The organism is uncultured Paenibacillus sp. (assembly GCF_963515335.1).
In the GTDB taxonomy this organism is placed as follows: domain Bacteria; phylum Bacillota; class Bacilli; order Paenibacillales; family Paenibacillaceae; genus Paenibacillus_I.
In genome coordinates this window covers 14,744-40,506 of record NZ_CAUPYC010000011.1, presented here as the reverse complement: position 1 = coordinate 40,506, position 25,763 = coordinate 14,744, and the positions used below count along the sequence as shown (strand labels likewise).

Annotated in this window: 22 protein-coding genes; 20 read left to right on the top strand and 2 right to left on the bottom strand. The window is 60.7% G+C overall.

The window, feature by feature from the left end:
• Positions 1-135: 135 nt before the first annotated feature.
• Entirely contained in the window at positions 136-1,236 is a 1,101-nt protein-coding gene (locus RWM61_RS06110; protein WP_313998531.1) for a hypothetical protein, read from the bottom strand.
• A gap of 126 nt (positions 1,237-1,362) precedes the next feature.
• Here RWM61_RS06110 and RWM61_RS06105 point away from each other — a divergent pair, with 126 nt between their 5' ends.
• Positions 1,363-2,514, top strand: a complete 1,152-nt coding sequence (locus tag RWM61_RS06105; protein ID WP_313998529.1) for an SAM-dependent methyltransferase — start codon at positions 1,363-1,365, stop codon at positions 2,512-2,514.
• A gap of 51 nt (positions 2,515-2,565) precedes the next feature.
• Here the strand turns inward: RWM61_RS06105 and RWM61_RS06100 are convergent, their stop codons facing one another.
• Positions 2,566-2,802, bottom strand: coding sequence for a DUF2626 family protein (locus RWM61_RS06100; protein WP_313998527.1), 237 nt, complete (start codon positions 2,800-2,802; stop codon positions 2,566-2,568).
• 272 nt (positions 2,803-3,074) lie between these two features.
• Here RWM61_RS06100 and RWM61_RS06095 point away from each other — a divergent pair, with 272 nt between their 5' ends.
• The 19 genes from RWM61_RS06095 (at position 3,075) to murA (ending at position 25,698) form a co-directional block, all read left to right on the top strand.
• Positions 3,075-3,713: an RsfA family transcriptional regulator gene (locus RWM61_RS06095; RefSeq protein WP_313998525.1), complete on the top strand. Its 639-nt coding sequence runs from the start codon at positions 3,075-3,077 to the stop codon at positions 3,711-3,713.
• Positions 3,714-3,756: 43 nt separating this feature from the next.
• Entirely contained in the window at positions 3,757-4,806 is a 1,050-nt protein-coding gene (locus RWM61_RS06090) for a 2-dehydropantoate 2-reductase (RefSeq protein WP_313998523.1), read from the top strand.
• Positions 4,807-4,825: 19 nt separating this feature from the next.
• Positions 4,826-5,221, top strand: a complete 396-nt coding sequence (locus tag RWM61_RS06085) for a DUF3397 domain-containing protein (protein WP_313998521.1) — start codon at positions 4,826-4,828, stop codon at positions 5,219-5,221.
• Between the two features lie 217 nt (positions 5,222-5,438).
• Positions 5,439-7,106 (top strand): bacillithiol biosynthesis cysteine-adding enzyme BshC, encoded by a 1,668-nt coding sequence (bshC, locus tag RWM61_RS06080; RefSeq protein ID WP_313998519.1) that lies wholly within the window; start codon positions 5,439-5,441, stop codon positions 7,104-7,106.
• Between the two features lie 18 nt (positions 7,107-7,124).
• Positions 7,125-8,387 carry an adenosylhomocysteinase gene (locus RWM61_RS06075; protein ID WP_313998517.1) on the top strand — a complete coding sequence of 421 codons (1,263 nt, stop codon included), beginning with the start codon at positions 7,125-7,127 and terminating at the stop codon, positions 8,385-8,387.
• Between the two features lie 315 nt (positions 8,388-8,702).
• Entirely contained in the window at positions 8,703-9,056 is a 354-nt protein-coding gene (locus RWM61_RS06070; protein WP_313998514.1) for a DUF3243 domain-containing protein, read from the top strand.
• A 173-nt stretch (positions 9,057-9,229) separates the two neighbouring features.
• Positions 9,230-9,667 carry a division/cell wall cluster transcriptional repressor MraZ gene (gene mraZ / locus RWM61_RS06065; protein ID WP_313998512.1) on the top strand — a complete coding sequence of 146 codons (438 nt, stop codon included), beginning with the start codon at positions 9,230-9,232 and terminating at the stop codon, positions 9,665-9,667.
• Positions 9,668-9,711: 44 nt separating this feature from the next.
• Positions 9,712-10,662 carry a 16S rRNA (cytosine(1402)-N(4))-methyltransferase RsmH gene (rsmH, locus tag RWM61_RS06060; RefSeq protein WP_313998510.1) on the top strand — a complete coding sequence of 317 codons (951 nt, stop codon included), beginning with the start codon at positions 9,712-9,714 and terminating at the stop codon, positions 10,660-10,662.
• Between the two features lie 95 nt (positions 10,663-10,757).
• Positions 10,758-11,159 carry a septum formation initiator family protein gene (locus tag RWM61_RS06055; protein WP_313998508.1) on the top strand — a complete coding sequence of 134 codons (402 nt, stop codon included), beginning with the start codon at positions 10,758-10,760 and terminating at the stop codon, positions 11,157-11,159.
• A 9-nt stretch (positions 11,160-11,168) separates the two neighbouring features.
• Positions 11,169-13,388 (top strand): penicillin-binding transpeptidase domain-containing protein, encoded by a 2,220-nt coding sequence (locus RWM61_RS06050; protein WP_313998506.1) that lies wholly within the window; start codon positions 11,169-11,171, stop codon positions 13,386-13,388.
• Between the two features lie 161 nt (positions 13,389-13,549).
• The gene (locus RWM61_RS06045; RefSeq protein ID WP_313998504.1) at positions 13,550-15,496 is read left to right on the top strand and encodes a stage V sporulation protein D; all 1,947 of its coding nucleotides are present in this window, start codon (positions 13,550-13,552) and stop codon (positions 15,494-15,496) included.
• 184 nt (positions 15,497-15,680) lie between these two features.
• Positions 15,681-17,165, top strand: a complete 1,485-nt coding sequence (locus RWM61_RS06040) for a UDP-N-acetylmuramoyl-L-alanyl-D-glutamate--2,6-diaminopimelate ligase (protein ID WP_313998502.1) — start codon at positions 15,681-15,683, stop codon at positions 17,163-17,165.
• Positions 17,162-18,574 (top strand): UDP-N-acetylmuramoyl-tripeptide--D-alanyl-D-alanine ligase, encoded by a 1,413-nt coding sequence (gene murF, locus RWM61_RS06035; protein WP_313998500.1) that lies wholly within the window; start codon positions 17,162-17,164, stop codon positions 18,572-18,574. Before RWM61_RS06040 ends, murF begins: the two co-directional genes overlap by 4 nt.
• Positions 18,575-18,588: 14 nt before the next feature.
• Complete coding sequence (gene mraY, locus RWM61_RS06030; RefSeq protein WP_313998498.1) at positions 18,589-19,551, top strand: phospho-N-acetylmuramoyl-pentapeptide-transferase; 963 nt, start codon at positions 18,589-18,591, stop codon at positions 19,549-19,551.
• 97 nt (positions 19,552-19,648) lie between these two features.
• On the top strand, positions 19,649-21,073 hold the full coding sequence (murD, locus tag RWM61_RS06025) for a UDP-N-acetylmuramoyl-L-alanine--D-glutamate ligase (RefSeq protein ID WP_313998496.1): 1,425 nt from the start codon (positions 19,649-19,651) through the stop codon (positions 21,071-21,073).
• Positions 21,074-21,118: 45 nt separating this feature from the next.
• Positions 21,119-22,216: a stage V sporulation protein E gene (gene spoVE / locus RWM61_RS06020; RefSeq protein WP_313998494.1), complete on the top strand. Its 1,098-nt coding sequence runs from the start codon at positions 21,119-21,121 to the stop codon at positions 22,214-22,216.
• Between the two features lie 4 nt (positions 22,217-22,220).
• Complete coding sequence (gene murG, locus RWM61_RS06015; protein WP_313998490.1) at positions 22,221-23,327, top strand: undecaprenyldiphospho-muramoylpentapeptide beta-N-acetylglucosaminyltransferase; 1,107 nt, start codon at positions 22,221-22,223, stop codon at positions 23,325-23,327.
• A gap of 166 nt (positions 23,328-23,493) precedes the next feature.
• A complete protein-coding gene (murB, locus tag RWM61_RS06010; RefSeq protein ID WP_313998488.1) occupies positions 23,494-24,399 on the top strand; it encodes a UDP-N-acetylmuramate dehydrogenase in 906 nt (301 codons plus the stop codon).
• 15 nt (positions 24,400-24,414) lie between these two features.
• Positions 24,415-25,698 carry a UDP-N-acetylglucosamine 1-carboxyvinyltransferase gene (gene murA / locus RWM61_RS06005; RefSeq protein WP_313998486.1) on the top strand — a complete coding sequence of 428 codons (1,284 nt, stop codon included), beginning with the start codon at positions 24,415-24,417 and terminating at the stop codon, positions 25,696-25,698.
• The last annotated feature ends 65 nt before the right edge of the window (positions 25,699-25,763 follow it).

Sequence of the window (25,763 nt, the reverse complement as noted above, 5' to 3'; positions counted from 1 at the left end):
ATCGGATAGATTAACTTTCCCTTTGGTTAGACTGAGTGTCCTCAGTTGACTTGGATTTCCTTCTGTTAGTTTGGACTTCCTTCTGTTAGTTTTGCTTGCATAATGAGAGTATTTGCGCACTCAGCTGCTGCGGCTCTACTTTAAATTAACCTTCAACTTCACCGTCATGGCCCCGTCCTCGATTTCCACGGAAGTCGCCTTGACGAAGGGGACCAGCTTTTGCGGATAAAAGTTAAGATCGAATTCGCGCTCCAGTTGCCTGCGCGTCGTATCGGGAAGGGCCAACCCGTTGAATTTCAGCAGATCCGTGCGGAAGCGGATGGCGTTTACCGGCTCATCCTCCAGCGTGTATTGGCCCGACAAGTCGACCTCAATTCCGTCGCGCCGGCCTTGGGCAATAATGCTTCCTTCTTTGAACCGGAATTCGAAATCCTCGAAGATCGCATTCTGTTCCCGGAGGAACCGGTTCAGCTCTTCCTGGGGCAAGCGGAGCGTATAGTTAAAGCCGTCGACTTCGAGCAGGCCCTTATTGGCATTCAACCATGCCGGCAGCTCGCGCATCGCGTCGCCTAGCGCCCGGAAATAACGCCTGACCTCCTCCAGACCCGTTGCCTCCCAATAGGCGACGAGCTCCTGAATCAGGACGCGCAGCCGTTCTTCGTCGCCGCTAGCGGCAATCGTGCCGTCGATTTCGCTCTGCAGCCGGATCAGCCTCTCCCGCTGGGAGAGCAGGCTGCGTTCAATGTCGGCCAAACGTCGCTCTTCGCCCTCCAGACCGGTGCGCTCTGCCTGCAAATCGCGGTATTGCTTCCGATAGCGGTCCAAGGTATGCTTGTCGTTGGACAGGATGACATCCAAATAATCGAGCATGGCGAAAAGGTCGGGCAGGCTGTCGAACGACCATACGGCGGCCAGGAGCATGTCCCTTTCACCGGTATAATAAGCGCGCAGCACGGCTCCGGCTTTCTCCTGCTGCCGCTCCAGAGCGGCTTCGCTGCGGGCGATTGCGGCGTTAAGCCCGGCAATGCCTTCGGCGGCCTTCGCCTTTTGGGCGGCAATACGGCCGATTTCCTTGTCAATCTCGGTGACGGACAGGCTTTTCTCCAGCAGCTCGCGCAACGCTTCGCCATTGATCGGCGCCGCCGCTTCGGCGGATAGAGGCGCCGGCTTCTGCAGCTGGAACGCCAGCAGGACGATACATATCCAGAAGACTGCCTTGCGGCATCGTTTCGGCATGCGATCGGCTCCTTTCGCTGCATTTGCGGACTATGGATAAATGTATGCTCGGACAGCTCTCATTATAATCGCAAAGGGGACGTTTTGTCCCTCTCCGGCGGATCGAAAAAGGCGGGAGGCACAGGAATGCAAGAGGGAAATGAATTGGAGCTTAGGCTGACCGGGCGGATTGCGGCCGAGGGCCGGGACGCATGGGTGCCGGAAGCGGGCACCCGCAAGAAGGTTCGCGGCATCCCGTTCCGGGATTTCATGGCGGCTTGCCTGTACGACGAGCGGCTGGGCTATTACCGGAGCGGTCGGGTGCGGATCGGCAAGGAAGGCGACTTCTACACAAGCTCGGGCATCGGGACGGTTATGGGAGATGTACTCGCGGCCTATATGGCGCGGGACGCATTTGCCGCCGGCGTTCCGCGGCTGGTGTATGAATGGGGGGCGGGAACCGGCAGGCTCGGCTTGCAGATGCTGGCGAAATGGTCGGCGATGCCGGAGATGGAACGGGCGGAACCGGTCCGTTACCGGATGGTGGACGCGAATCCGGGCCATCGGCAAGCGGCGCGGCGCGCAGCCGCCGAGGCGGGGTTCGGGGAACAGGTTCGGTTCCTTGCGCCGGAGCTTGCGGAGGAAGAGCTTTCGGCCGCCGGCCCTTGCGTCGTTGTCGCGAACGAGCTGCTCGATGCTTTCCCCGTGCGCCGCTTCAAACGCCTGAACGGCGTGCTCCGCGAAATCGGTACGTTCTACGATGAAGCGGAAGGGCGGTTCCGCGACTGTTTGCTGGAGCATTCCGAATACGCGGACGGTTTCGCTTCGAGGGCGCACGGCGTCAGGCTGGCGGAAGGGCAGGAGGCGGAATGGAGCCCGGATGCGGAAGCGTGGCTGGACGAGCTCTGCCGCATGCTGCCGGGCGGGCGGATCATTCTCATCGACTATGGGGATTGCGCGGGTGAGCTGTACGCGCCTCACAGGATGCGCGGAACGCTGCTCTGCTACCGCAACCATACGGCCCACGACGATCCCTACGTCCATATCGGGGAGCAGGATATGACGGCCCACGTCAATTTCAGTTCCGTTCGGAAGACGGCGGAGGCGGCGGGCTGGCGGGTCGCCTCGTACTCGACGCAAAAGCGGTTTCTGGTCGATAACGGCGTGCTGCAGGAGCTCCGGGACCATCGGGACCCGAACCCTTTCGGAGAGGCCGCGCGGCGCAACCGCGCGATTCGCCAGCTGCTGCTGAGCGACGGAATGAGCGAGAGCTTCAAGGTGATGGTGCTTGCCAAATGAAAAAACCCAGCCCTCGGGAAAAGAGAGGCTGGGTTTTGTTGTGCCGCGGTGTTAGAACGGAAGGCCCATCTTGAAGACGGACCAGTAGGTGAAGCCAAGAAACGACAGGATCATATAGCCCCAGAACATCAATATGTATGTGCGTTCCGAGAAATTCAAGTAACCCAACAGGAAGAACACGGCGGTTTGGAAAAAGAACAATAGCGACATCTCGGTCAGCTCGCGCGCAAAAGCCATCAGCGCGATGACCAAGGTCCAAAACCCGAGTACCCGATACATCCGTGCCATGCTTCCATCCCCCTCTCTCGTACATCACGTTCATTTTTTTGACAGTAACATTATACCCTCGCGGGTTGTCCGGTGTAAACCTTAAAGCGTGCGAAACGGCGATTTTTTTGGCGGCCCCGCGGTCTCCCCGATTGATTATTCCCTTTTTGCCCGATCCGATGTATGAGCCCTCCGGAAAATGGACATACATTTTAGTATCCGATAGATTCTATGAACTCTACCACGGGCATAGTGATAAAGTAAGCGCCTTTACGTTAGGAGGTTATCAGTGCATGACAGCAGTCAGACAAGATGCGTGGAGCCCGGATGACGATCTCATGCTGGCCGAAGTGACGCTTCGGCATATCCGGGAAGGAAGCACGCAGCTGGCGGCATTCGAGGAGGTCGGCGAGCGGATCGGACGCACGTCCGCCGCTTGCGGCTTTCGGTGGAACAGCTGCGTCCGCAAACGTTACGAGGAAGCGATCATGCTGGCGAAACAGCAGCGCCAGAAGCGCAATTATATGAAGAAGTCGGCGGCGGCGCCCCAGGTTTCTTCAATGACCCACGACGCCGAGGAGAGAGCCTATCACCCCGAGATCGCGGGCGAGGAAACGCTCACCATGGACGCCGTGATCCGGTTTCTCCGGCAATGGCGGAACGCCTACCAGGACATCAGCCGCCAGATCAAAGCATTGGAGAAGGAATTGAAAGAAAAGGACGAAGAAATGTTCGACCTGCGCGTGGAGAACGAGCGGCTTTCCCGGGAGGTCAACAGCGCCCAGACGGACTACCGGACTGTCAACGACGATTACAAGACGCTCATTCAGATTATGGACCGGGCCAGACGGCTTGCCGTGCTGGATGAGGAAGAGGAAGCGAAAACGCGCTTCAAAATGGATGCCAACGGCAATCTGGAACGGATCGAATAGCCGACTGTTCCGGGCGGACCAGGCATATCCAGGGAGACACGCCATGCGCATGGAGCTGCGCGGTGAGCGTGTCTTTTTCCGTTTGAAAAGGTTTGCTACAATGGAAGCGACAAGTTGGGGAACGGAGGTCGCGGGCATGAAGGTGAACATCGTCGGCGGGGGAGCGATCGGCCTGTCCATGGCGGCGCGGCTGGCCCGCAGCGGAGCGGACGTCCGGCTCTGGACGCGCACGGAAAGACAGGCGCGGCTGATCGCGAGCCAAGGCATTTCGTTTCGGGACAAGGACGGGGCTTCGGTTGTGCGCGGCGTGCAGGCAGCCTGCGCGGAGCTGCCGCTGCGGCAGCCGGAGCGAATCGGATCGGAGCCGGGCGACTGGGTTATCCTCACCGTCAAGCAAACCCACCTGGCGGACGGCCATACGGTCAGGCTGATCGGCGAACTGGCGGGAGCGGGCGGCCGGGCTCCTCTTGCCGTCCTGTGCCTGCAGAACGGGATCGGCCATATGGAGAGGCTGCGGGAGGAGCTGCCTGACGTTCCGCTCGTGCAAGGGGTCACGAACGAAGGCGGGCTGCGCATCGACGAGCGGACGGCGGCGCATACGGGGGACGGCGAGCTTCATATGGGACCTGCGGCCGATGGGGAAGAGCAAAAAATGTTAGTGGAAGCCCTGCGAAAAGCAGGAATAAAGGCGTTTGTGTCGAAAGACATCTTAACTCGCGTCTACAGGAAATTGCTGGTCAATGCGGTGATCAACCCGCTTACCGCCTTGTTCGGCGTCCGGAACGGAGAGCTTCCGGACGATCCGGCCCGGCTTGCGCTCATGCGGGCGGTACACGCGGAAACGCTGACGGTGATGATTCGCGCCGGCATGCGGGAGAGCGGCGGCGAATGGCTTCAGCTGCTGGACGTATGCCGCCGAACGGCGGACAACCTTTCCTCCATGCGAAAGGACGTTGAGGACGGCCGCAGGACGGAGATCGCGGCCATCAACGGCGGGGTTGCGGCATTGGCGGAACGTTTGGGAGTATCCGCGCCTCTCAATGCGGCGCTTGTGGAGTTGATCGGCGCGTTGGATGTGTCGGATATGAAGTGACGGGACGGAGGGGTCGGACGTGGCAGCGCTTTGGAATAGCGTAACCCAGTTGTATGCTTACATGGCGGTCGTGCCGATCGTGCCGTTCGTACTTGTTTATGTCGGCTATTCGGCTTACGCCAAGGACAAGAAGCGAGCCTTCCGACTGGCCATGGATGTGACGACCCCGCTGCTGATCGGCTCCGTGGCGGTATTGTTCAACCGGATTTTCGGCAGCTCTTTCGGCTTTTATGGGATATTGCTCGTGCTGCTGCTCGGCGCGGGGCTGCTCGGCAATCTGCAATACCGGAAGCGGGGCGGCGTTAACGTCGCGCGCATCGTGCGCGCGGTTTGGCGGCTCGGCTTTTTCGTGATGGGCCTGTTCTATGTGCTGTTTATGGCGATTGCGGTCGGCCAGTCGCTTTGGCAAGCCTGATACCCGGCTGCCGGGCCCGGTGCATACATAAGCCCAAAGCCCGACACAGGCGGCAACGCCTGCAAAAAACCTCCTGCCGGAGGTTTTTTTTGACCATTTCAGAAAGGATAAGTTATGATGATTGAAGTGAAGTTTGCGCTTCAGCAATCACGATTGGCGATTTGACTCAGGCGCGAAAATTTTTGGTTTAGCGTTAACAGGAGGGGCAGGCCGCACCATGAATGTAGAACACGTCGATATGCCGAGCGGCTACCCGGTTACGGACGCTTATGTCAAGCGTTCCGACGGCCGGCTTGCCGGGCTGTTCGGCAGCCACCCGGAAGCGGCCGGGGACTGGCGAGCGCGGGCCGATTGGCTGCGCCGCAGCGAATCGCTCCGGGCGGAACGCCGGCAGGTTGCGGAAGCGCTGGCTGCCTTCAACCGCAAAGCCGGCGCTTCCGCGGCGACGAAGGCCAATGTCGAGGCGCTCGGCACGGGGGCGTTCGCTGTCGTCGGGGGTCAGCAGGCGGGGCTGTTGACCGGTCCGGTTATGGTAATCCATAAAGCGGTGTCCGTTGTCAACGCGGCGAAATGGGCCGAGAAGGAAGTCGGCTGCAAGGTCGTGCCGGTGTTCTGGATCGCCGGTGAGGATCACGATTGGGACGAGGCGAACCATGCCTGCCTCGTGACGGCAGGCAGCGTCCTCAAGAAGCTAGCCGTGGGCCGCGAAGGCCGGCCGAAAACTTCGGTAAGCCGCACGAAGCTGGATCCGGGCACATGGAGCGCCGTGCTTGACGAGCTGGCGGACAGCCTGCCGGACACCGAATTCAAGCCGGAACTGCTGGAAAGCCTTAAGCTTGCCGCGTCTGCATCCGATACATTGACAGAGCTGTTCGCGCGCATCATGGCTTCCCTGTTCGCGAAGGAAGGGCTTGTGCTGATGGATGCGGACGATCCGGCGCTCCGCCGGCTGGAAGCGCCGATGTTCATCCGCATGCTGGAGAAAGGGGAAGAGCTTGAACGGGCGTATGCTTCAGGCTCTTCCGGCTTGTCGGAGCTCGGCTATGCGCTGCAGGTGGAGCCGCAGCCGGGCTGCGCGAATCTGTTCGTTTATCGCGACCCGGCGATCGACCCGAACGCGGGCCGGCTCGAGGGCGAGCGCGTTTTGTTGTATCGTAAGGACGGCGGCATGTTCACCGACCGGAAAGAGACGTTCGCCGTTTCGCAGCCTGCGTTATTGGCGTTGGCCGCGGAAACGCCCGAGCTGTTCAGCAACAATGTGCTGACGCGTCCCTTGATGCAGGATTATGTGCTGCCCGTTCTGGCGACCGTGGTAGGCCCGGCGGAAATCGCGTATTGGGCCCAGCTCGGGGAAGCTTTCAGATCGCTGGGCATGGCGATGCCGATCGTGCTGCCGCGCACCTCCTATACGGTGACGGACGACGGGATCCGGAAGTATATGGACGTTTACGGGCTTTCGTTCGACGACGTCCGGAACCGTTTCGACGAGCGCAAGCAGGCATGGCTGGATGAGCGGGATACGCTGTCGCTCGACGAGCTTTTCGAGGAGACGGAGCGCCGGATCGCGGACCTGTACGAGCCGCTGCTGCAGGCGCTGCCGGCGATCGAGGCGGGGCTTGCGGACATCGGCGAGAAGAACAGGCGGAAAATCGTGGAACAGGTCCGGTTTCTGCGCGCGAAGGCCAAGGATGCGCACCGTTTGCGCTTCGAGGCCGAGCTGAGACGCTTCGACCGGGTTGCGGTATGGCTGAGGCCCGACGGCAAGCCGCAGGAGCGCGTCATCAATTACGCATCGATGTGGAACCGGTACGGGAGCCATTGGCTTGACAGCCTGCTCGCGGTACCGTGCAGCCGGTCCGGCGGACACTATATCATTCACTTATAGTAGAGGAGGAGTTATACGATGAGCGTTAAAGATAAAAGCATCGTTGCCGATATGAGCCTGGCGCCCGAAGGACATTTGAAAATCGACTGGGTGCAGGCCCACATGCCGGTTCTGAACCGGATTCGCGCCCAGTTCGAGAAGGAGCAGCCTTTTAAAGGGCTGAAGGTTGCAATCTCGCTCCATCTGGAGGCCAAGACGGCGTATTTGGCGAAGGTCGTGGCGGCCGGCGGGGCGGAAGTGACGATTACCGGCAGCAACCCCCTCTCCACGCAGGATGATGTGTGCGCGGCGCTTGTGGAGGACGGGATTACCGTGTTCGCGAAATACAATCCGTCCCCGCAGGAATACAAGGAGCTGCTGGTGAAAGCTTTGGAAACGAAGCCGGATCTGATTATCGACGACGGCGGCGACCTGGTGACGATTCTGCACAGCGAGCGCCGGGATTTGCTGGCCAATGTGCGCGGCGGCGCCGAGGAGACGACAACCGGCATTTTGCGCCTGAAGGCGATGGAGAAGGACGGCACCCTCAAGTTCCCGATGGTGGCGGTCAACGATGCGTTCTGCAAATACCTGTTCGACAACCGTTACGGCACGGGTCAATCGGTATGGGACGGCATCAACCGGACGACCAATTTGGTCGTTGCCGGCAAAACCGTCGTCGTCGTCGGCTACGGCTGGTGCGGCAAAGGCGTGGCGATGCGGGCAAAAGGGCTCGGGGCGAACGTCATCGTCACCGAGATCGATGCGATCAAAGCGGTCGAGGCGTACATGGACGGCTTTGCCGTCATGCCGATGCTGGAAGCGGCGAAGCTGGGCGATTTCTTCGTGACGGTGACGGGCAACCGGGATGTCATCCGCAGCGAGCATTACGCCGTGATGAAGGACGGCGCGATTCTGTCCAACGCCGGCCATTTCGATGTCGAGGTCAACAAGCCGGAGCTTGAGGCGATGTCGGCCGGAAAGCGTACGGTTCGCCGCAACATTGAGGAGTACAAGCTGAAGGACGGCCGCAGCATTTACCTGCTGGCGGAGGGACGTCTGGTGAACCTTGCCGCGGGCGACGGACACCCGGCGGAAATTATGGACATGACGTTCGCCCTGCAGGCGATGTCGCTTAAATTTGTGAATGAGCAACACCGGGCGATCGGCAACCGCGTCGTCAACGTGCCATACGAGCTGGATGAGCAGGTGGCGCGCTTCAAGCTGGAGTCGCTCGGCACCGGCATCGACCGGCTGTCCGACGAGCAGAAGTCGTACCTGGACAGCTGGCAAGAGCATTAATATCGAAAGTATGTTGTATGCCGCAGCGGCGTCGATTTCGACGCCGCTGCGTTTTTTGTGTGCGGGCGGCGCATTGGGCGAAATCCCCCACGGTCCTCGCCTCGGTTTGGTTAGCGGCACGCGATGCCGCTAATCGGTGCCGAATGCGCGGAAACGTTCCGCTAGCGGCACGGCATGCCGCTAGCGCGCGCGAACGCCTCCACCAACCCCCACTTCCGCCGGATGAGCGGCAAGCCCTCCCCGCCTCCTGATTGAAAACGGCCCTGACCGGTTAAAAATGGTTGTCGCATCTAACACTTGAAGGAGGCGTTCCGAATGAACGAGCAAAACCATGTGGTGGAGAAGGACGGGGCCGTGAATACGGGCAATGTGGAGCAGGCGATGGATAAAATCGGCGAAGATAGAAAAGAAGAAATTTTGAGCAGCTTCGAGGGCTTCAAGCGGTATCTGGCAAAGCGGATCGAGCTGGCCGAGAAGCTCGGGATGAGCGAGGAGCAAATGGCGATGACGGCCGAAAAGGTGGCGGACTACCTGTCGGCCAACGAAGAGCCGCGCAACCGCGAGGAAAAGCTGCTGCAGGAGCTTTGGAAAGCAGGCCAGAAGGAAGAGCGCCATATGCTGGCGCATATTCTTGTCCGCATGGCACAACAGCAACAGCAGCGGCAGTAGTGGTACCAGTAGCAGTACCACTAGCAGTAATATCCACTCGTTAACCTCATAAAATATTTTCAAAAATTCCTGCTCATCGAGCAGGAATTTTATTTTAGGTGGCGAATTAATCAAGCTAAGTGGTGAAAAGTGGGGCGAAGTGGGTAATTTGGGGGGAGAGGTGGAGCGGCCGGATGTTCATGGGTGAGTATCAACATAGCATCGACGAAAAAGGCCGTTTGATCGTTCCCGCCAAGTTCCGCGAAAACCTTGGCCCGCAGTTCATCGTCACCCGAGGTTTGGACAACTGCCTGTTCGTCTACCCGATGAGCGAGTGGAGCGTTTTGGAGCAAAAGCTTAAATCGCTGCCGCTGATGAAATCGGACGCCCGCGCGTTTTCGCGCTTCTTTTTCTCGGGGGCGACGGAATGCGAGCTGGATAAACAGGGAAGGGTAAATTTGCCGAACAACCTGTGCGAATATGCGAAGTTGGACAAGGAATGCGTCGTGATCGGCGTATCCAACCGGGTGGAAGTATGGAGCAAGGCGATTTGGGAGGGCTATAACCGGCAGTCTGAGGAAGCCTTCAATGAAATTGCCGAGAAGCTCGTCGATTTCGATTTCAACTTCTGAGAGCAGGCCCGTATCGGACCAGAAAAAACCGGGAGGGCTGACGATTGTTTCAACATGTGACGGTGCTGAAGGAGGAAGCGGTGGACGGCTTGTCGGTCAAGCCTGACGGCATTTACGTCGACTGCACGCTCGGCGGGGCGGGGCATAGCGAGCTTATCGCGTCGCGGCTCGGGGATAACGGAAGGCTGATTGCGCTCGATCAGGACGACTGGGCGCACGACAATGCGCGCATCCGGCTGGCCCCCTACATACATAAAGTAACGTTGATCAAAAGCAATTTCAGGCACTTGGAGGAAGCGCTGCGCGAAGCGGGCGTACCCGAGCGGGACGGCATCCCGCAGGTGGACGGCATCCTGTTCGATCTGGGGGTCTCCAGCCCGCAGCTCGACGAGGCCGAACGCGGCTTCAGCTACCAGCACGATGCGCCGCTCGACATGCGGATGGACCGGACGGGCTCGCTGACCGCTGACGAAATCGTCAATGAATGGGAGGAACGGGAGATTTCCCGCATTCTCGACCGCTACGGCGAAGAGAAGTTCGCGCGCAGGATCGCCAAGGAAATCGTCAAAGCCCGCGCGCGCAAGCCGATCGAGACGACCGGCGAGCTCGCGGAGCTGGTCAAGGCCGGCATTCCCGCGGCCGCAAGGCGGACGGGCGGCCATCCCGCGAAGCGGTCGTTCCAGGCGCTGCGCATTGCGGTGAACGATGAGCTCGGCGCGGAGGAGGAAGCGCTGCTGCAGGCAGTCAGGTGTCTCGCCCCTGGCGGCAGGGTGTCGGTCATCACGTTCCATTCCCTGGAGGACAGGATTTGCAAGCAGCTTTTTGCGAAATTTGTTGAAAAATGCAGTTGTCCGCCGGATTTTCCACTGTGCGTATGCGGCGCGAAAGGCGTTCTGAAGCTCGTCAACCGCAAGCCGATCGAGCCGGGCCCCGAGGAATTGGCGGCCAACCCGCGTTCCCGCTCGGCCAAGCTGCGAATCGCCGAAAAATTGTGAGCCAGCCGGACCGATAAGGCAAACGAAACGAATGCCCGGCCATGCCGGGCGATCACCTCAATACAGACACGCAAATGAAAGGGGAATCTTGATCCATGGCTTATATGCACGGCAATTTGGCTGTTCAACCGCAAAAACGGCAGCAGCGGCAAGCGTCCGCCCAAACGAAGACAAGAGTCGTCGTCCGCCGCAAATCGCTTCCCGTTCAAGAGAAGCTGCTTTATTTGTTCACGGTCGTCATGTGTGTGGTGGTGGCGGGCGTCATCATTTTCCGATATGCGCAAATCTATCAGATGAATCTTCAAATCAAGCAGCTGACCGAGAAATACGAGACGCTTTCCGTGCAGCAGAAAGAGCTGCAGCGAAAATACGAAACGCTCAGCGATCCGGGCATGATCAAGCGCAAAGCGGAGGAGCTCGGCATGATCCCGAACGATCAGGAGGTTATTTCGGTCGAGCTCGGGGGCCGTTCCAGCCAGACTGCCATGAAGGAATAGGGTGATACCGTGAATAAACGAATAAAGCTTCGCACGCTGTTTATAGGGGGGCTCGTCACCCTCCTATTTCTTGTTTTGGTCGGCCGCGTTTATTTCGTGCAGGTTGCCAACGCCGATTTCTGGTATGAGAAGGCGAAGGAGGCTTGGACCGCGTCCGAAGCCATTCCGGCGGCCCGCGGTACGATTACGGACCGTGAGGGCAATATACTGGCGATGGACATAGCGGGCTACACGGTCGCCGTCAATCCGAAGGTCATCAATGAGCTGGGGCTTGCCGACCAGATCGTGGGCAAATTCAACTTGCTGCTGAATAAGCCGAAAGCGGAACTGCGGGAGATTGTGACCAAGAAAACCAAGGAAGGCGAGTTCTACCGGCAGCGCGAGGTTCGCAGCGAAGGCTGGAAAATCGACAAGGAGCTCGCCGACCGGGTTGAAGCATTCAAACAGCAGCTGCAGAAGCAGACGGGTGAAAAAGATGTAGGCATTTACTTGATCGAGGATCAGAAACGCTATTATCCGAAAAATACGTTGGCGTCTCATGTGATCGGTTATTTGAATAAAGCGGGCGAAGCCGTCAACGGCCTGGAGCTGTCGCTGGACAAATATTTGCGCGGCACCGACGGCAAAATCAAGTATGAGCGGGACGGAAACCGCGTGCAGCTGGCCGACGGCGAGGTCGAGTACGTTCCCGCCCAAGACGGCAAAAATGTGGCGCTTACGATCGATACGGAGATCCAGTATTACATTGAGAAGGCGATTAAGGACGCCTACGGTAAATCTGAGCCGAAGAGCATTACGGCGATCGCCGCAGACCCGAACACGATGGAAATTCTGGGAATGGCGACGCTGCCGAATTTTAATCCGAACGTGTATTGGGAGACGCCGCAGGGCGCGGATTTCAACTATGCGATCAAGGGCCTTATTGAGCCAGGCTCCACTTTCAAGATCGCGACCCTTGCGGCCGCTGTGGAGGAGGGAATATTCAACCCGAACGATACGTACAAGTCGGGGAGCATCACGGTCGCCGGCTCGCCGCTGCGGGATTACAATCGGATCGGCTGGGGAGAGATCAGCTATCTCGAAGGGCTGAAACGGTCGAGCAACGTGGCCTTCATCAAACTGGGCTATGAGCAAATGCAGAATGAAACGTTCATGAGCTATATCCGGAATTTCGGATTTGGGCAACCGACCGGGATTGAGCTGAACGGCGAATTGTCCGGCTCCGTGGCGGCAACCTACGAGACGGAAAAAGCGACGCTGACGTTCGGCCAAGGCCGTGTGCAGGTTACGCCGATCCAGCAGGTTGCCGCGGTGGCAGCCGTGGCCAACGGCGGCAAGCTGATGGAGCCGCATCTGGTGAAGGAAATGACCGATCCCGCTACGAAAAAGGTCGAGAAGGTGGAGCCGAAGGTCGTGCGGCAGGTCATTTCGCCGGAATCGGCTCGCAAGGTTGGCGAGTATTTGGAGACGGTCGTCTCCGATCAAGAGATCGGCACCGGCAAAAACGCTTATATCGAAGGCTACCGCGTCGCGGGCAAAACCGGAACCGCGCAGAAGGTCATAGACGGCAAATACGACGACGAAAAATATGTCGTCTCCTTTATCGGCTTTGCGCCGGTCGAAGATCCGAAAATTGTCGTCTACGTGGTCGTCGACGAGCCCAAGGATAGATTCGCGGGAGGCGGTTCGGTTGCGGCCCCCGTGTTCAAGGAAATTGTACTCCAAAGCTTGCGCCATATGGGCGTCTCGCCGAGCAACGCCCTCAAGCCGGAGGCACGCAAAAAAGAGCTTTCGGTGGCCGCGCCCGACATGACGGAGCTGAAGGTTGCGCAGGCGGCGGAAGAACTGCGGTCCCGCGCGCTCGGTTACGAGGTCGTCGGCAAAGGGGATACCGTGCTGCAGCAAATCCCGAAGGCGGGCACGAATATCGCGACCTCCCAGCGCATTTATCTGGTAACCGAACAGCGGGACAAGCTGCAGGTGCCTAACCTGCGCGGCCTGTCGCTGCGCGATGCGCTGGAGGTCAGCTCCTTGCTGGGGTTGCGGAGCGTAACGGAAGGCGAAGGATTCGTGAAGGAGCAAATACTGGCCACGGCCAAGGGCGAGCGGTACCTGAAGCTGGTGCTCGAGCCTCCGGGCCAGCCCGCGGCGCCTGCGGCGGAAGGGACGGAAGGCGCTGTCCCCGATGATGCCGCGCGGCAGCCGGAAGCGGTGGAGACGAACGGATGACCCGGCGCTTGCATCCGGATCCGCGATGCGGTGCTGGACGCTGCGTCAGACCGGTCCCGCTGCCGCCCCGCAGGGCTTGTTCTAACCCCAATCTCGTCCGAATAGGCTGAGTTAGAAGCGGCATCATCCGCATACTCGGCCGTTTCGGAGGAGGAACGCGATTGAAAATCTCGGGAGTTACGGTCAGGCGGCGCCTGTTCTTCATCCTGCTTGGGGCGATCGTCGCCTTTCTGGCCCTGGCAGTCCGCCTCGGTTATGTGCAGCTGTGGACCGGGAAAGAGCTTGCGGAGAAGGCGGAGAACTCGTGGAGAAGAGACATTCCGTTCACCGCCAAGCGCGGGGAAATTTTGGACCGCAACGGCATCAGGCTGGTTTACAATATCAGCTCGCCGACGGTCATGGCGATCCCGGTTCAGGTGAAGGATCCAGCCGGGACGGCCGCCAAGCTGGCGAAGGCGCTCGACATGAAGCAGGAAACCGTATACGGGCTGATCACCAAACGGGAGAGGATCGTCCGCATCCAGCCCGGAGGCCGAAAAATCTCAACGGAGAAAGCGCAAGAAATCCGGGGATTGGGTCTTCCGGGCATTGTTGTGGCGGAGGATAATAAACGATATAATCCGTTCGGTTCCCTCGCCGCGCATGTGCTCGGCTTCACCGGCATCGACAATCAGGGACTGACCGGCGTGGAATTGACCTATGACAAGCTGTTAAGCGGCCTGCCCGGCAGCGTGTCGTATCTGTCGGATGCCGCGGGAAGGCCGATGCCCGGCTCCTCGGATACATACAGCAAGCCGAAAGACGGCCTCAATCTGCAGCTTACGATCGACAAGCAGATCCAGTCGATCATGGAGCGCGAGCTCGATCAGGCGATGGTGAAGCATCAGGCCGACAGCATTTTCGCGATTGCGATGGATCCGAACAACGGGGAAATACTCGGCATGGCGAGCCGGCCGACGTTCGAGCCGGCCAAATTCCGCGAAGTGCCCGCCGAAATCTACAACCGGAACCTGCCGATCTGGATGACGTATGAGCCGGGATCGACGTTCAAGATCATAACGCTGTCGGCCGCTCTGGAAGAGAAGAAGGTGGATCTGAAGAACGAGCGGTTTTTCGATCCGGGAGCGATCGAGGTGGGCGGGGCGCGGCTGCGCTGCTGGAAAAAGGGCGGCCACGGCAGCCAGACTTTTCTGGAAGTCGTAGAAAACTCATGCAATCCGGGCTTTGTTACACTCGGTCAGCGTTTGGGTAAAGAGAAGCTGTTCGAGTACATACGGAACTTCGGGTTCGGCGCGAAAACCGGCATCGACCTACGGGGCGAGGAGAACGGCATTCTGTTCAAGCTGAACCGGGTCGGGCCGGTCGAGCTGGCCACGACGGCGTTCGGCCAAGGGGTATCGGTGACGCCGATCCAGCAGATTGCGGCCGTGTCGGCGGCGATCAACGGCGGGACCCTTTATAAGCCGCATGTGGCGAAGGCCTGGTATGATCCGGAGACCGGAAAGGTCGTCGACACGATCGAACCGGAGAAGGTGCGGCAGGTGATATCGCCCGAAACGTCGAAGCAGGTCCGCGAGGCGCTCGAAAGCGTCGTGGCCAAAGGAACCGGGCGGAATGCGTTCATCGACGGCTACCGGGTAGGCGGCAAAACCGGCACCGCGCAGAAGGTCGTAGGCGGCCGGTACTCGCCGAACGAGCATATCGTATCGTTCGTCGGCTTCGCGCCCGCGGACGATCCGAAGATCGTCATCTACGTCGCCGTCGACAATCCGCAAGGCATTCAGTTCGGGGGGCTGGTCGCCGCGCCGATCGTCCGCAACATAATGGCGGACGCCCTCGTTTCGCTCGGCGTGGAGCCGAGGAACAACCAGCTTCCCCGCGATTACAAATACGGCGAGACGCCGGTCGTGACCGTTCCGAATCTCGTCGGCAAGACGGTGTCGGATCTGTACGAAGACTTGAACATGAATTTTAATCTTGCCTCGGCCGGCACGGGAAATACCGTGATCCGGCAGGCTCCGGCCGCCGGCGCGCGGGTGGAGCGGGGCTCGACGATACGCATCTATTTGGGCAAGGACCCTATTGAAAATCGCAAAGATGGTTCATAATGGAACTAGAAGAATTTGCACGTTTACCGGGGCCCCCGAAAAGGAATAAGATTAAACTTCGAAACTCCGCTTCCTTTGCCCGTGCGCGAAGCAAACCGCTTCGGAAGCATCGGCGTTGAAGTTTGCGAAGCAAACGGCATCGGAAGCAGAAGCTCGGGGAGTTTGCAAAGGCGGAGGAAATCGTATGCGGCTGAGTGAATTGGCGGAAATGCTGTTGACCGCAAGACCGGAAGGCGGAGAAGTGCGGATCGAGGGCATCGAAACGGACTCCCGGAAAGTAAAGCCGGGCGACCTGTTTATCTGTTTGCCGGGCCATACGGTGGACGGCCACGATTATGCGCAGGCCGCGGTGGACGGCGGCGCTGTCGCGCTCGTTGTCCAGCGCAGGCTCGACATCGCCGTGCCGCAAATCGTCGTGAAGGACAGCAGGCTGGCGATGGCGGTCATGGCAGGGCGGTACTACGGCAGCCCGAGCGAGCGGATGAAGCTGATCGGCGTGACCGGTACGAACGGCAAGACGACGGTCACCTACCTGGTCGAAAAAATTATGCAGGACGCCGGTTACGCGGCCGGCGTCATCGGCACGATCGAACGGCGGTTCGGCGGGCGCGCGTTCCCGATGTCCGGCACGACGCCGGAGGCGCTGGAACTGCAGCGGTATTTGCATGAAATGGCGGAGGCGGGAACCGCCTATTGCGCGATGGAGGTGTCGTCGCATGCGCTGGAGCAGGGCCGGGTGAAAGGCTGCCGCTTCCGCACGGCCGTGTTCACGAACCTGACGCAGGACCATCTGGATTACCACGGCACGATGGAACGGTATGCCGGAGCCAAGCAGCTGTTGTTCTCGCGGCTCGGGAACACGTATGCCGCGGAAGCGGACCGGCGCTCCTACGCCGTCCTGAACGCGGATGACGAAGCATCCGCCTCGTTCGCCCGGGCGACCTCGGCCGAAGTGATCACTTACGGCGTGGACCGGGACGCGGACGTCCGCGCGTCGGATATCCGCATAGCCGCGAGAGGAACCTCGTTCCGCGCCGCCACCTTCCGGGGCGAAACCGACATTACGCTGCGGATGGTAGGCAAGTTCAATGTTTACAACGCACTGGCGGCGCTAAGCTGCGCGCTGATTGAAGGCATACCGCTCGAAGCCGCCAAGGCGAGCCTTGAGGCGGTGCCCGGCGTGCCGGGCAGGGTGGAGTCGGTCGACGCGGGACAGCCGTTCACGGTCGTCGTCGATTACGCGCACACGCCCGACGGACTCGAGAACGTGCTCAAGGCCGTTCGTGAATTCGCGACCCGCAAGGTGCTCTGCGTATTCGGCTGCGGCGGCGACCGGGACCGGACGAAGCGGCCGATTATGGGACGCATTGCGGCGTCCTACGCGGATTACGTCATCGTGACCTCCGACAATCCGCGCACGGAGGAGCCGCATGCCATTCTGGCCGATATCGAGGCCGGGCTTCGCGCGGACGGGGTAGCTGCCGAGCGCTACGAGCTGCTCGTCGACCGCCGCGCCGCAATTGAAAAAGCGGTTGAAATGGCAAGCCCCGGCGATGTAGTATTGATTGCGGGGAAAGGCCATGAAACGTACCAGATCATCGGTAATAAAACGTTGGACTTCGACGACAGGCTCGTTGCCGAACAAGCGATAAGGAGAATACATCCGTGATTAGACGAACGATTGCCGAATTGGCCATGATGTGCGGGGGGGAGCCGAACGCGGCGGCGGAGGCCGCAGGGCAGCGGACCGTGAGCGGCGTCGCAACCGACTCCCGCGGACTGACGGAGGGACGGCTGTTCGTGCCCTTGACGGGAGAGCGGTTCGACGGGCATGAATATGTCGAATCCTGCTTCGAACGCGGCGCCGCGCTGGCGCTGTGGACCCGGGACCGGCCGGTTCCGGAGCCGCTGGCGCAGCGGCCGCTGCTGTTCGTGCGCGACACGCTGGAGGCGCTGCAGAAGCTGGCCCGGGCATACCGGCTGGAGCTGCAGGTCAAGGTCGTCGGCATCACCGGCAGCAACGGCAAGACGACGACGAAGGATTTGACGGCGGCGGTGCTGGCCGCCGCCTATCGCGTACATAAAACCGAAGGCAACCTGAACAATCATATCGGGTTGCCTCTGACCATTTTGCGCATGGACGAGGATACGGAGTGCGCCGTTCTGGAGATGGGCATGAGCGGCTTCGGCGAAATCGAGCTGCTGGCGGGCATTGCGCTGCCCGACATCGCCGTCATTACGAACATCGGCGACGCCCATCTGCTTCAGCTCGGCTCCCGGGAGGGCATTGCCAGGGCCAAGCTGGAGATCGCTTCCGGTCTGCGGCCCGGCGGGACGATGCTCATCAACGGCGATGAGCCGCTGCTGACGGCAGGCATCCGGGATGCCGAGCTTGCGGAGGGCGCGGGCGTTCAGACGTTCGGGCTCGAAGAAGGCCATGATTGGTCGGCCGGCTCGGTGGCGGTAGGGGCTAAAGAATCGGCGTTTACCGTCCAAACGGGCGGCACGTCCGCCAGGCTCGGCGGCGCGTTCAAAATCCCGGTGCCCGGGCGTCACAACGTGTCGAACGCGCTCGCGGCCGTTGCGGTCGGCGCGCTGCTGGGGCTGACCGACGACGAGATCCGACGGGGATTGTCGGGCGCCAGGCTGACCGGCATGCGGATCGAGACGGCGGCCGCGCATAACGGAGCGACGATTCTTAACGATGCTTACAATGCGAACCCGACGGCGATGCGCGCCGCGATCGCGCTGGTCGGCGAGCTGACCGGCTTCGGCCGCAAATGGCTGGTGCTGGCCGATATGCTGGAGCTCGGTCCGGAAGAGGAGAGGCTTCACTACGATACCGGCGCCGCCATTGCGCCCGAAACGGCCGACCGCGTGCTTACCCACGGCACGCTTGCCCGGCACATCGCCGAAGGAGCGTCCGCGCGTCTCGGCGCGGAGCGCGTCGCCCATTTCGACGACAAGGCCGAGCTCGCAGCTTATCTGCGGGAGCAGGTGGCTCCGGACGACCTCGTGCTCGTCAAAGGCTCGCGGGGCATGAGAATGGAAGAGATCGTCCAATTCTTGGCGCGATGACGGGAGGAAGCGTGTTGGATATCAAAGTCATATTATTTGCCCTCGGCGTTTCCTTTCTGCTGTCCGTGCTGCTCGGGCCTTTATTCATTCCGCTGCTCCGCCGCATGAAATTCGGTCAGGAGGTGCGGACGGACGGTCCGCAGAGCCATCTGAAGAAGAAGGGGACCCCGACGATGGGCGGCATTATCATCATGCTCGCCTTTCTGATTTCGTTTCTGAAATTTTCCGACCGGACGATGGAGTTCTGGGTGCTGCTTACCGCGTCGCTCGGCTTCGGGCTGGTCGGCTTCCTGGATGATTACATCAAAATCGCCTTCAAGCGCTCGCTCGGCTTGACGGCCAGGCAGAAGCTGGCGGGGCAGCTGTTTTTCTCCATACTGGTCTGCGTCATGCTATACCTCATGAAGCACAGCACCGCGCTTGCGCTGCCGGGTACGGATTGGAGCTTCGACCTGGGCTGGTTCTATTATCCGTTCGTCGTCCTGATGCTGTTCGCGATCAGCAACGCGGTCAACTTCACGGACGGCGTGGACGGCCTGCTGTCGGGCACCAGCGCCGTGGCGTTCGCGGCGTTCACGCTCGTTGCGCTGCAGGCGACCGAGAATGAATCGGCCGTATTCTCGGCAGCCATGATCGGCGCCGTGCTCGGCTTCCTCGTGTATAACGCACACCCCGCGAAAGTGTTCATGGGCGACACCGGCTCGCTCGGCATCGGGGGAGGCATCGCGGCCGTGGCGATCCTGACGAAGACGGAGCTGTTGTTTGTGATCATCGGCGGCGTTTTCGTCATCGAAATGGTTTCCGTTATCCTGCAGGTGGGTTCGTTCAAGCTGAGGGGCAAACGCATTTTCAAAATGAGTCCGATTCATCATCACTTCGAGCTGTCGGGCTGGTCCGAATGGAAGGTCGTCACGGTGTTCTGGACGGCCGGAATCGCGTTCGCCGCGATCGGACTGGCGCTGCAGCACGCTTTTTAGCAGGCCGGAGCGAGCTGCGGGGCTATGGCGCAGGCTGAGCCGGCTACCGACGGATTCGTCAACCGTCCCTCGAATATTGTAAGGGAGCGATCACATCATGAACCATCCGGAATCGTACAAGGGTCAGCGGGTCGTCGTGCTCGGCTTGGCAAGAAGCGGCGTCAGCGTGGCGAAGGTATTCCACGCGATCGGCGCGAAGGTCGTCGTGAACGACAGGAAAGACCGCGACTCGTCGCCCGAAGCATCCGAACTGGAGACGCTCGGCATAACCGTCGTCTGCGGCGGCCATCCCGAGGGGCTCGTCACGGCGGATACGGCGCTGCTGGTGAAAAACCCGGGCATCCCGTATACGGTGGAGCCTATCGTGCGCGCCTCCGAGCTCGGCGTCGAGATCGTCACGGAGGTGGAGGTCGCATCCTGGCTGTCGCCGGCTCCGATCATCGGCATCACCGGCTCGAACGGCAAGACGACGACGACGACGCTGACGGGCGAACTGCTGCGCGCGGCCGGTCTGCATCCGATCGTGGCCGGCAATATCGGAACCCCTTTGTGCGAAGCCGCGATTGCGGCGGAACCGGACAATTGGCTCGTAGCCGAGCTCAGCAGCTTTCAATTGAAGGGAACCGCGGCCTTCCGTCCGCGCGTCGCCGTCTTGCTGAACCTCGCCGAAACGCATCTGGATTATCACGGCGGCATGGACGATTACATCGCTTCCAAAGCCAAAATATTCGCGAACCAGACGGCCGGCGACACCGCGGTGCTGAATTGGGACGACCCCGTTTGCCGGCAGTTGGCGGGGTCGGTCAAGGCCAAGCCGATGCCGTTCTCCTTGAAGGAAAAGCTTGCCAAAGGCGTATGCGTGGAGCCGCCGTTCCGGGACGGAGAGGCGGAGGAGGAAGCGCCGGCGAGAACGATCGTCTGGCGGCGTCCGGAAGGCGAAACGGCGATCGTGGGCGTGGCTGAGCTCGGCATACCCGGCAGGCATAACACGGCCAATGCGCTTGCGGCCATAGCCGCCTGCCTGGCGGCAGGCGCCGATCCGGCGGCGCTGGCCGCGCCGCTGCGGGATTTTCGCGGCGTGGAGCATCGGCTGGAGTTTGTAGCCGTCAAGCATGATGTGCGCTATTACAATGACTCGAAGGCGACGAATCCGACCGCTACCACGATGTCGGTCCGTTCGCTCAAGGGGCGAATCGTGCTGCTTGCGGGCGGCCTGGACCGCGGGTCGGATTACATGGAGCTGCTGCCGCTGTTCAAGGAACGCGTGGCGGCGGTCGTCGCGATCGGCGAGACGCGCGGCAAGATCGCGAAGGTGGCTGAGCTTGCGGGTTTACGGGCGGTGAAAACGGTCGATCCTTTGGAGGACGCCGAAGCGACGCTCCGACAGGCGGTGCGCGAGGCGGCTTCGCTTGCGCGGCCCGGGGATGTCGTGCTGCTGTCGCCCGCCTGCGCGAGCTGGGACATGTTTGAGTCGTACGAGCAGCGGGGACGCATTTTTAAGCAATCGGCGCATACCTTGTAAGTAGGGGGCCCGTCCCTACTTTTCGATGTAAGAGGTGTCGCTCTCATGACGAAAGCCCGAACTGCTCCCGACGTGTGGATGATCGGGTCGATCGCGCTCATTCTGGCCATCGGCCTGGTGATGGTGTACAGCGCAAGCGCCGTTCTGGCATTCCGCGAATTCGGCGATGCGTTCTATTATTTGAAGCGTCAGCTGCTGTTCGCCGCGCTTGGAATCGGCGCGATGACGTTTGCCGCAAACACCGGCTATTGGGTGTGGCGCAAAACGGCGATGGCCGGGCTGCTCATCTGTTTCGGCCTGCTGCTCATCGTGCTCATTCCCGGCATCGGCGTCGTGCGCGGAGGCGCGCGCAGCTGGCTCGGCATCAGCTCGTTCGGCATTCAGCCGTCCGAGTTCATGAAGCTCGCGATGATCATTTTTCTCGCCAAATATTTATCCGACAAGCAGCAGGCGATCGTGTCCTTCACGAAGGGCCTGCTGCCGCCGCTCGCCATCATGGGAACGGCTTTCGGACTGATCATGCTCCAGCCCGACCTCGGTACGGGCGCGGTCATGGTCGGCGCGTCGCTGCTCGTCATTTATACGGCAGGCGCACGCATGGCCCACCTCGGATCGCTGGCGCTGGTCGGGGTTGCCGGCCTGGTCGGCCTCATCCTCGCGGCGCCTTACCGGCTGCAGCGCATCACCGCTTTTCTCGATCCGTGGCAGGATCCGCTCGGCGCCGGCTATCAGGCCATTCAATCGCTGTACGCGATCGGGCCCGGCGGCCTGATCGGCCTGGGACTCGGCATGAGCCGCCAGAAATACAGCTACCTGCCGGAGCCGCAGACCGATTTTATTTTCTCGATCGTATCCGAGGAACTGGGCTTCATCGGCGGCGCGACCCTCATTCTGCTGTTTCTTGTACTCGTCTGGCGCGGCCTGCGGACGGCCATTACGGCGCCCGATACGTTCGGCAGCCTGCTGGCGGTCGGCATTATCGGCATCGTCGCCGTGCAGGTTTTCATCAACATCGGCGTCGTCATCGGCATGCTGCCGGTTACCGGCATCACGCTGCCGCTCGTCAGCTACGGCGGGTCGTCCCTGACGCTGCTGCTGACCGCGCTGGGCATATTGCTTAATATATCCCGTTATTCGAGGTGACGTTATGAGAGTCGTATTGACCGGAGGCGGTACGGGGGGACACATTTACCCGGCCGTTGCCGTCGGCAGGCAATTGGAACGGGAGGAGCCAGGCACGGAGCTGCTTTACATCGGAACGGGGCGCGGCCTCGAAAGCCGGATCGTTCCCGAGCTGGGCATTCCGTTCGAAGCGGTCGATATAACCGGCTTTCGCCGGAAGCTCTCGCTTGAAAATGTCAAAACCGTGGTCCGCTTCGTGCGGGGCGTCTCCCGCGCCAAACAATTGCTGCGCCGGTTCAAGCCCGACGCCGTCGTCGGGACCGGCGGCTATGTGTGCGGCCCTGTCGTCTACGCGGCCGCCAAGCTCGGCATCCCGACGCTTATCCATGAGCAGAACGTCGACCCCGGGCTTACGAACCGGTTCTTAAGCCGTTACGCGGACGTGATAGCCGTCAGCTTTCGCGAATCGCTCGAACGTTTCGGCAGGCATGGCCGCGTGCTGCATACGGGCAACCCTTGCGCGACGAACGTGCTGCAAGCGGACAAGACGAGGGGGTACGCCTCCGTCGGCGTTCCGGCCGACGCGCCGATCGTCCTGATCGTCGGCGGCAGCCGCGGCGCCCGGGCGATCAACGATGCCGTGGTTGACATGGCCGGGAAATTGCACTCGATGCCCGACATCCATTTCGTTTTCGTAACCGGCGATGCCGATTACGACCGCACCGACACACGTCTCAGAGAAAGAGGAAATATTCCTCCCAACCTGCATGTTATCCGTTACCTGAACAATATGCCGGAGGTGCTGGCAGCCTCGTCTCTGGTCGTCAGCAGGTCGGGAGCGTCTTTCCTCGCTGAATTTACGGCACTCGGCATCCCGACGATTCTGATCCCCTCGCCCAATGTAACCGGCAACCATCAGGAGCCCAACGCGCGCAGCCTGGCGGACGAAGGGGCGGCCGTTATGATGCTCGAACGGGATTTGTCGGGTGACGCTTTATACAGGGAAATATCGGCCATCATCGAAGACCCGGGCAAGCTTCGCAGGATGGGCGAAGCCGCGCGGACGCTCAGCATGCCGCAATCGGCAGAGGTAATCGCAGCGGAGCTCCGGAAGCTGGCGGGCAAGCGATGAAGGGCGGTGGGCGATTGTCACACTCCCTGTTCGCAAGGCATAAACTATCCCATAATCGTGACTGCCGCCCCACGGCGGTACGGTTTCCGCGCCTGATCGGCCGGACGGAAGCGAGAGGCTTGACGGACGACGGGACCGGTGCGAACCGGCAGAAGGAGGAAGGGCCATGCAGCAATTGATCGAACAATTGAAAAAAGCCGGCGTCGGCCGCGTTCTGCCCGGTGAGCCGCTGGCCGACTACACGACCTGGAAAATCGGCGGGCCGGCCGATGTGCTGATCGTCCCGGGCGGCAAGGAAGAGCTGCTGAACGCCGTGCGCTTGTTGAAGGCGAACGGGGTGCCGTGGACGAATCTGGGCCGCGGATCCAATATGCTGGTGAGCGACAAGGGCATCCGGGGCGTCGTGATCAAGCCGGGAGAGGGGCTTGATTACGCGCGGTTCGAGGGCGGCCGGGTTACGGCCGGAGCCGCTTTCTCGTTCATCAAGCTGTCCGTGCTGGCCGGCAAAGAAGGATTGACCGGGCTCGAATTCGCGGGGGGAATTCCGGGTTCGGTCGGCGGAGCCGTATACATGAACGCCGGAGCGCACGGGTCGGATGTGTCACGTATATTCCATTCAGCCGACATTGTTCTGGAAACGGGGGAATTGGCACGTTTCTACCGCGACGACATGGCATTTTCCTACCGCCGCTCGGTTTTGCACGAGAAGCTTGGCGTCGTCGTCGAAGCGACCTTCGAACTGGCGCCGGGAGACCGCAAGGAAATCGCGGCCGCCATGGCATCCTACAAAGACCGCAGGCTGCGCACACAGCCGCTGCAAATGGCTTGCGCGGGCAGCGTTTTTCGCAATCCGGCAGGCGATTATGCGGCCAGACTCATTCAGGAGGCAGGGTTGAAAGGCTACCGCGCAGGCGGCGCGGAAATCTCCGAGCAGCATGCCAATTTCATCGTCAATACCGGGCAAGCGACGGCAAACGACGTCCTCACCCTAATGGCCCATATTCAACGCACCGTCAAGGCGACGTTCGGCGTTGAACTGGTGCCGGAAGTATTGGTGGTGGGTGAGCGTTAAATCGGAGGTGAACCATTGGACAAATTGGTAATCGAAGGCGGCAAGCCGCTCTCCGGAACGGTCGCCATCCAAGGTGCGAAAAATGCCGCTTTACCGATTTTGGCCGCAAGCATGCTGGTTAACGGCACCGTCATCATCGATCACGTGCCGGATTTGCTCGACATCGACGTCATGCTCGACATTTTGCGCGACCTGGGCTGCCGGGCGGAGCGCATCGGACCGTCCGTCGTGCTCGACACCGGTCCCGCCGATTCCTGCCACATCCCCGAGTCGCTGATGGGCCAAATGCGCTCTTCGATTTTCCTCATGGGCCCGCTCCTTGCGCGGTTCGGCAAAGTTGAGATTTATCAGCCCGGCGGATGCGCGATCGGCGAACGAAAGATCGACATCCACCTCCGCGGACTGCAGTCGCTCGGCGCCGAAATCGAGGAGGACGGCAACCGAATCGTCTGCCGCGCCGCGCAGCTTAAGGGAGCCGACATTCACCTGGAATTCCCCAGCGTCGGCGCCACGGAGAACATCATGATGGCCGCCGTGCTGGCGGACGGGATCACCGTCATCAGCAACGCGGCGCGCGAGCCTGAGATCCAGGATCTGCAGCACTTTCTCAACCGGATGGGCGCCAAAATCATTGGGGCCGGAACGGATACGATCACGGTTGAGGGGGTAAGCTCGCTCGTTCCGTGCCGCTACCGCATCATTCCCGACCGCATCGTGACCGGCACGCTTATGGTCGCCGCGGCTGCCACCCGAGGCAGCGTGACGCTGCAGAACACCAATCCCTCCCATCTGACCTCGCTTATTCATGTTTTGCGCCGCGCAGGTGTTCAAGTGACCGTCGACGGTGATATAATGAAGGTCGGCGGCACCTCCAGACCGAAGGCGGTCGAGCGGGTCGTCACGTCGCCGTACCCCGCTTTTCCGACCGACCTGCAATCCCAGGTGATGGTTCTGCTTGCTCTGGCGGACGGCGTAAGCGTGATGAAAGAAACAATATTCGAAGGCCGTTTCAAGCATGTCGACGAATTGACCCGCATGGGGGCCGACATCCGCGTCGATATGAATTCGGCGATCATTCGCGGCGTGCCTCGGCTGTACGGCGCAACGGTCGAGGCGACAGACCTGAGGGCGGGAGCGGCGCTTGTCATCGCCGGCCTGGCCGCGCAGGGGAAGACGGTCGTCGAGCAGGTTCACCGGATCGACAGAGGCTACGACCGGATCGAGACGATGCTCGGCCGACTGGGCGCCCGCATCTCGCGCTATTCCGCCGTTTCCAGCAACCGGGTCGCGCCGGGCTGACAACCAATGCATACATCCCGGCTTCCTTCACCGAAGGACCGGATGTTTTTTCGTGAGAGAAGGGA

Coding starts and splice junctions, on each gene's coding strand:
- RWM61_RS06105 (WP_313998529.1), top strand. CDS start 1,363: ATGCAAGAGGGAAATGAATTGGAGCTTAGGCTGACCGGGCGGATTGCG.
- spoVE (WP_313998494.1), top strand. CDS start 21,119: ATGACGAAAGCCCGAACTGCTCCCGACGTGTGGATGATCGGGTCGATC.
- RWM61_RS06100 (WP_313998527.1), bottom strand. CDS start 2,802: ATGGCACGGATGTATCGGGTACTCGGGTTTTGGACCTTGGTCATCGCG.
- RWM61_RS06070 (WP_313998514.1), top strand. CDS start 8,703: ATGAACGAGCAAAACCATGTGGTGGAGAAGGACGGGGCCGTGAATACG.
- RWM61_RS06055 (WP_313998508.1), top strand. CDS start 10,758: ATGGCTTATATGCACGGCAATTTGGCTGTTCAACCGCAAAAACGGCAG.
- murB (WP_313998488.1), top strand. CDS start 23,494: ATGCAGCAATTGATCGAACAATTGAAAAAAGCCGGCGTCGGCCGCGTT.
- murD (WP_313998496.1), top strand. CDS start 19,649: ATGAACCATCCGGAATCGTACAAGGGTCAGCGGGTCGTCGTGCTCGGC.
- RWM61_RS06110 (WP_313998531.1), bottom strand. CDS start 1,236: ATGCCGAAACGATGCCGCAAGGCAGTCTTCTGGATATGTATCGTCCTG.
- RWM61_RS06040 (WP_313998502.1), top strand. CDS start 15,681: ATGCGGCTGAGTGAATTGGCGGAAATGCTGTTGACCGCAAGACCGGAA.
- RWM61_RS06090 (WP_313998523.1), top strand. CDS start 3,757: ATGCGCATGGAGCTGCGCGGTGAGCGTGTCTTTTTCCGTTTGAAAAGG.
- murG (WP_313998490.1), top strand. CDS start 22,221: ATGAGAGTCGTATTGACCGGAGGCGGTACGGGGGGACACATTTACCCG.
- RWM61_RS06075 (WP_313998517.1), top strand. CDS start 7,125: ATGAGCGTTAAAGATAAAAGCATCGTTGCCGATATGAGCCTGGCGCCC.
- RWM61_RS06095 (WP_313998525.1), top strand. CDS start 3,075: ATGACAGCAGTCAGACAAGATGCGTGGAGCCCGGATGACGATCTCATG.
- bshC (WP_313998519.1), top strand. CDS start 5,439: ATGAATGTAGAACACGTCGATATGCCGAGCGGCTACCCGGTTACGGAC.
- mraZ (WP_313998512.1), top strand. CDS start 9,230: ATGTTCATGGGTGAGTATCAACATAGCATCGACGAAAAAGGCCGTTTG.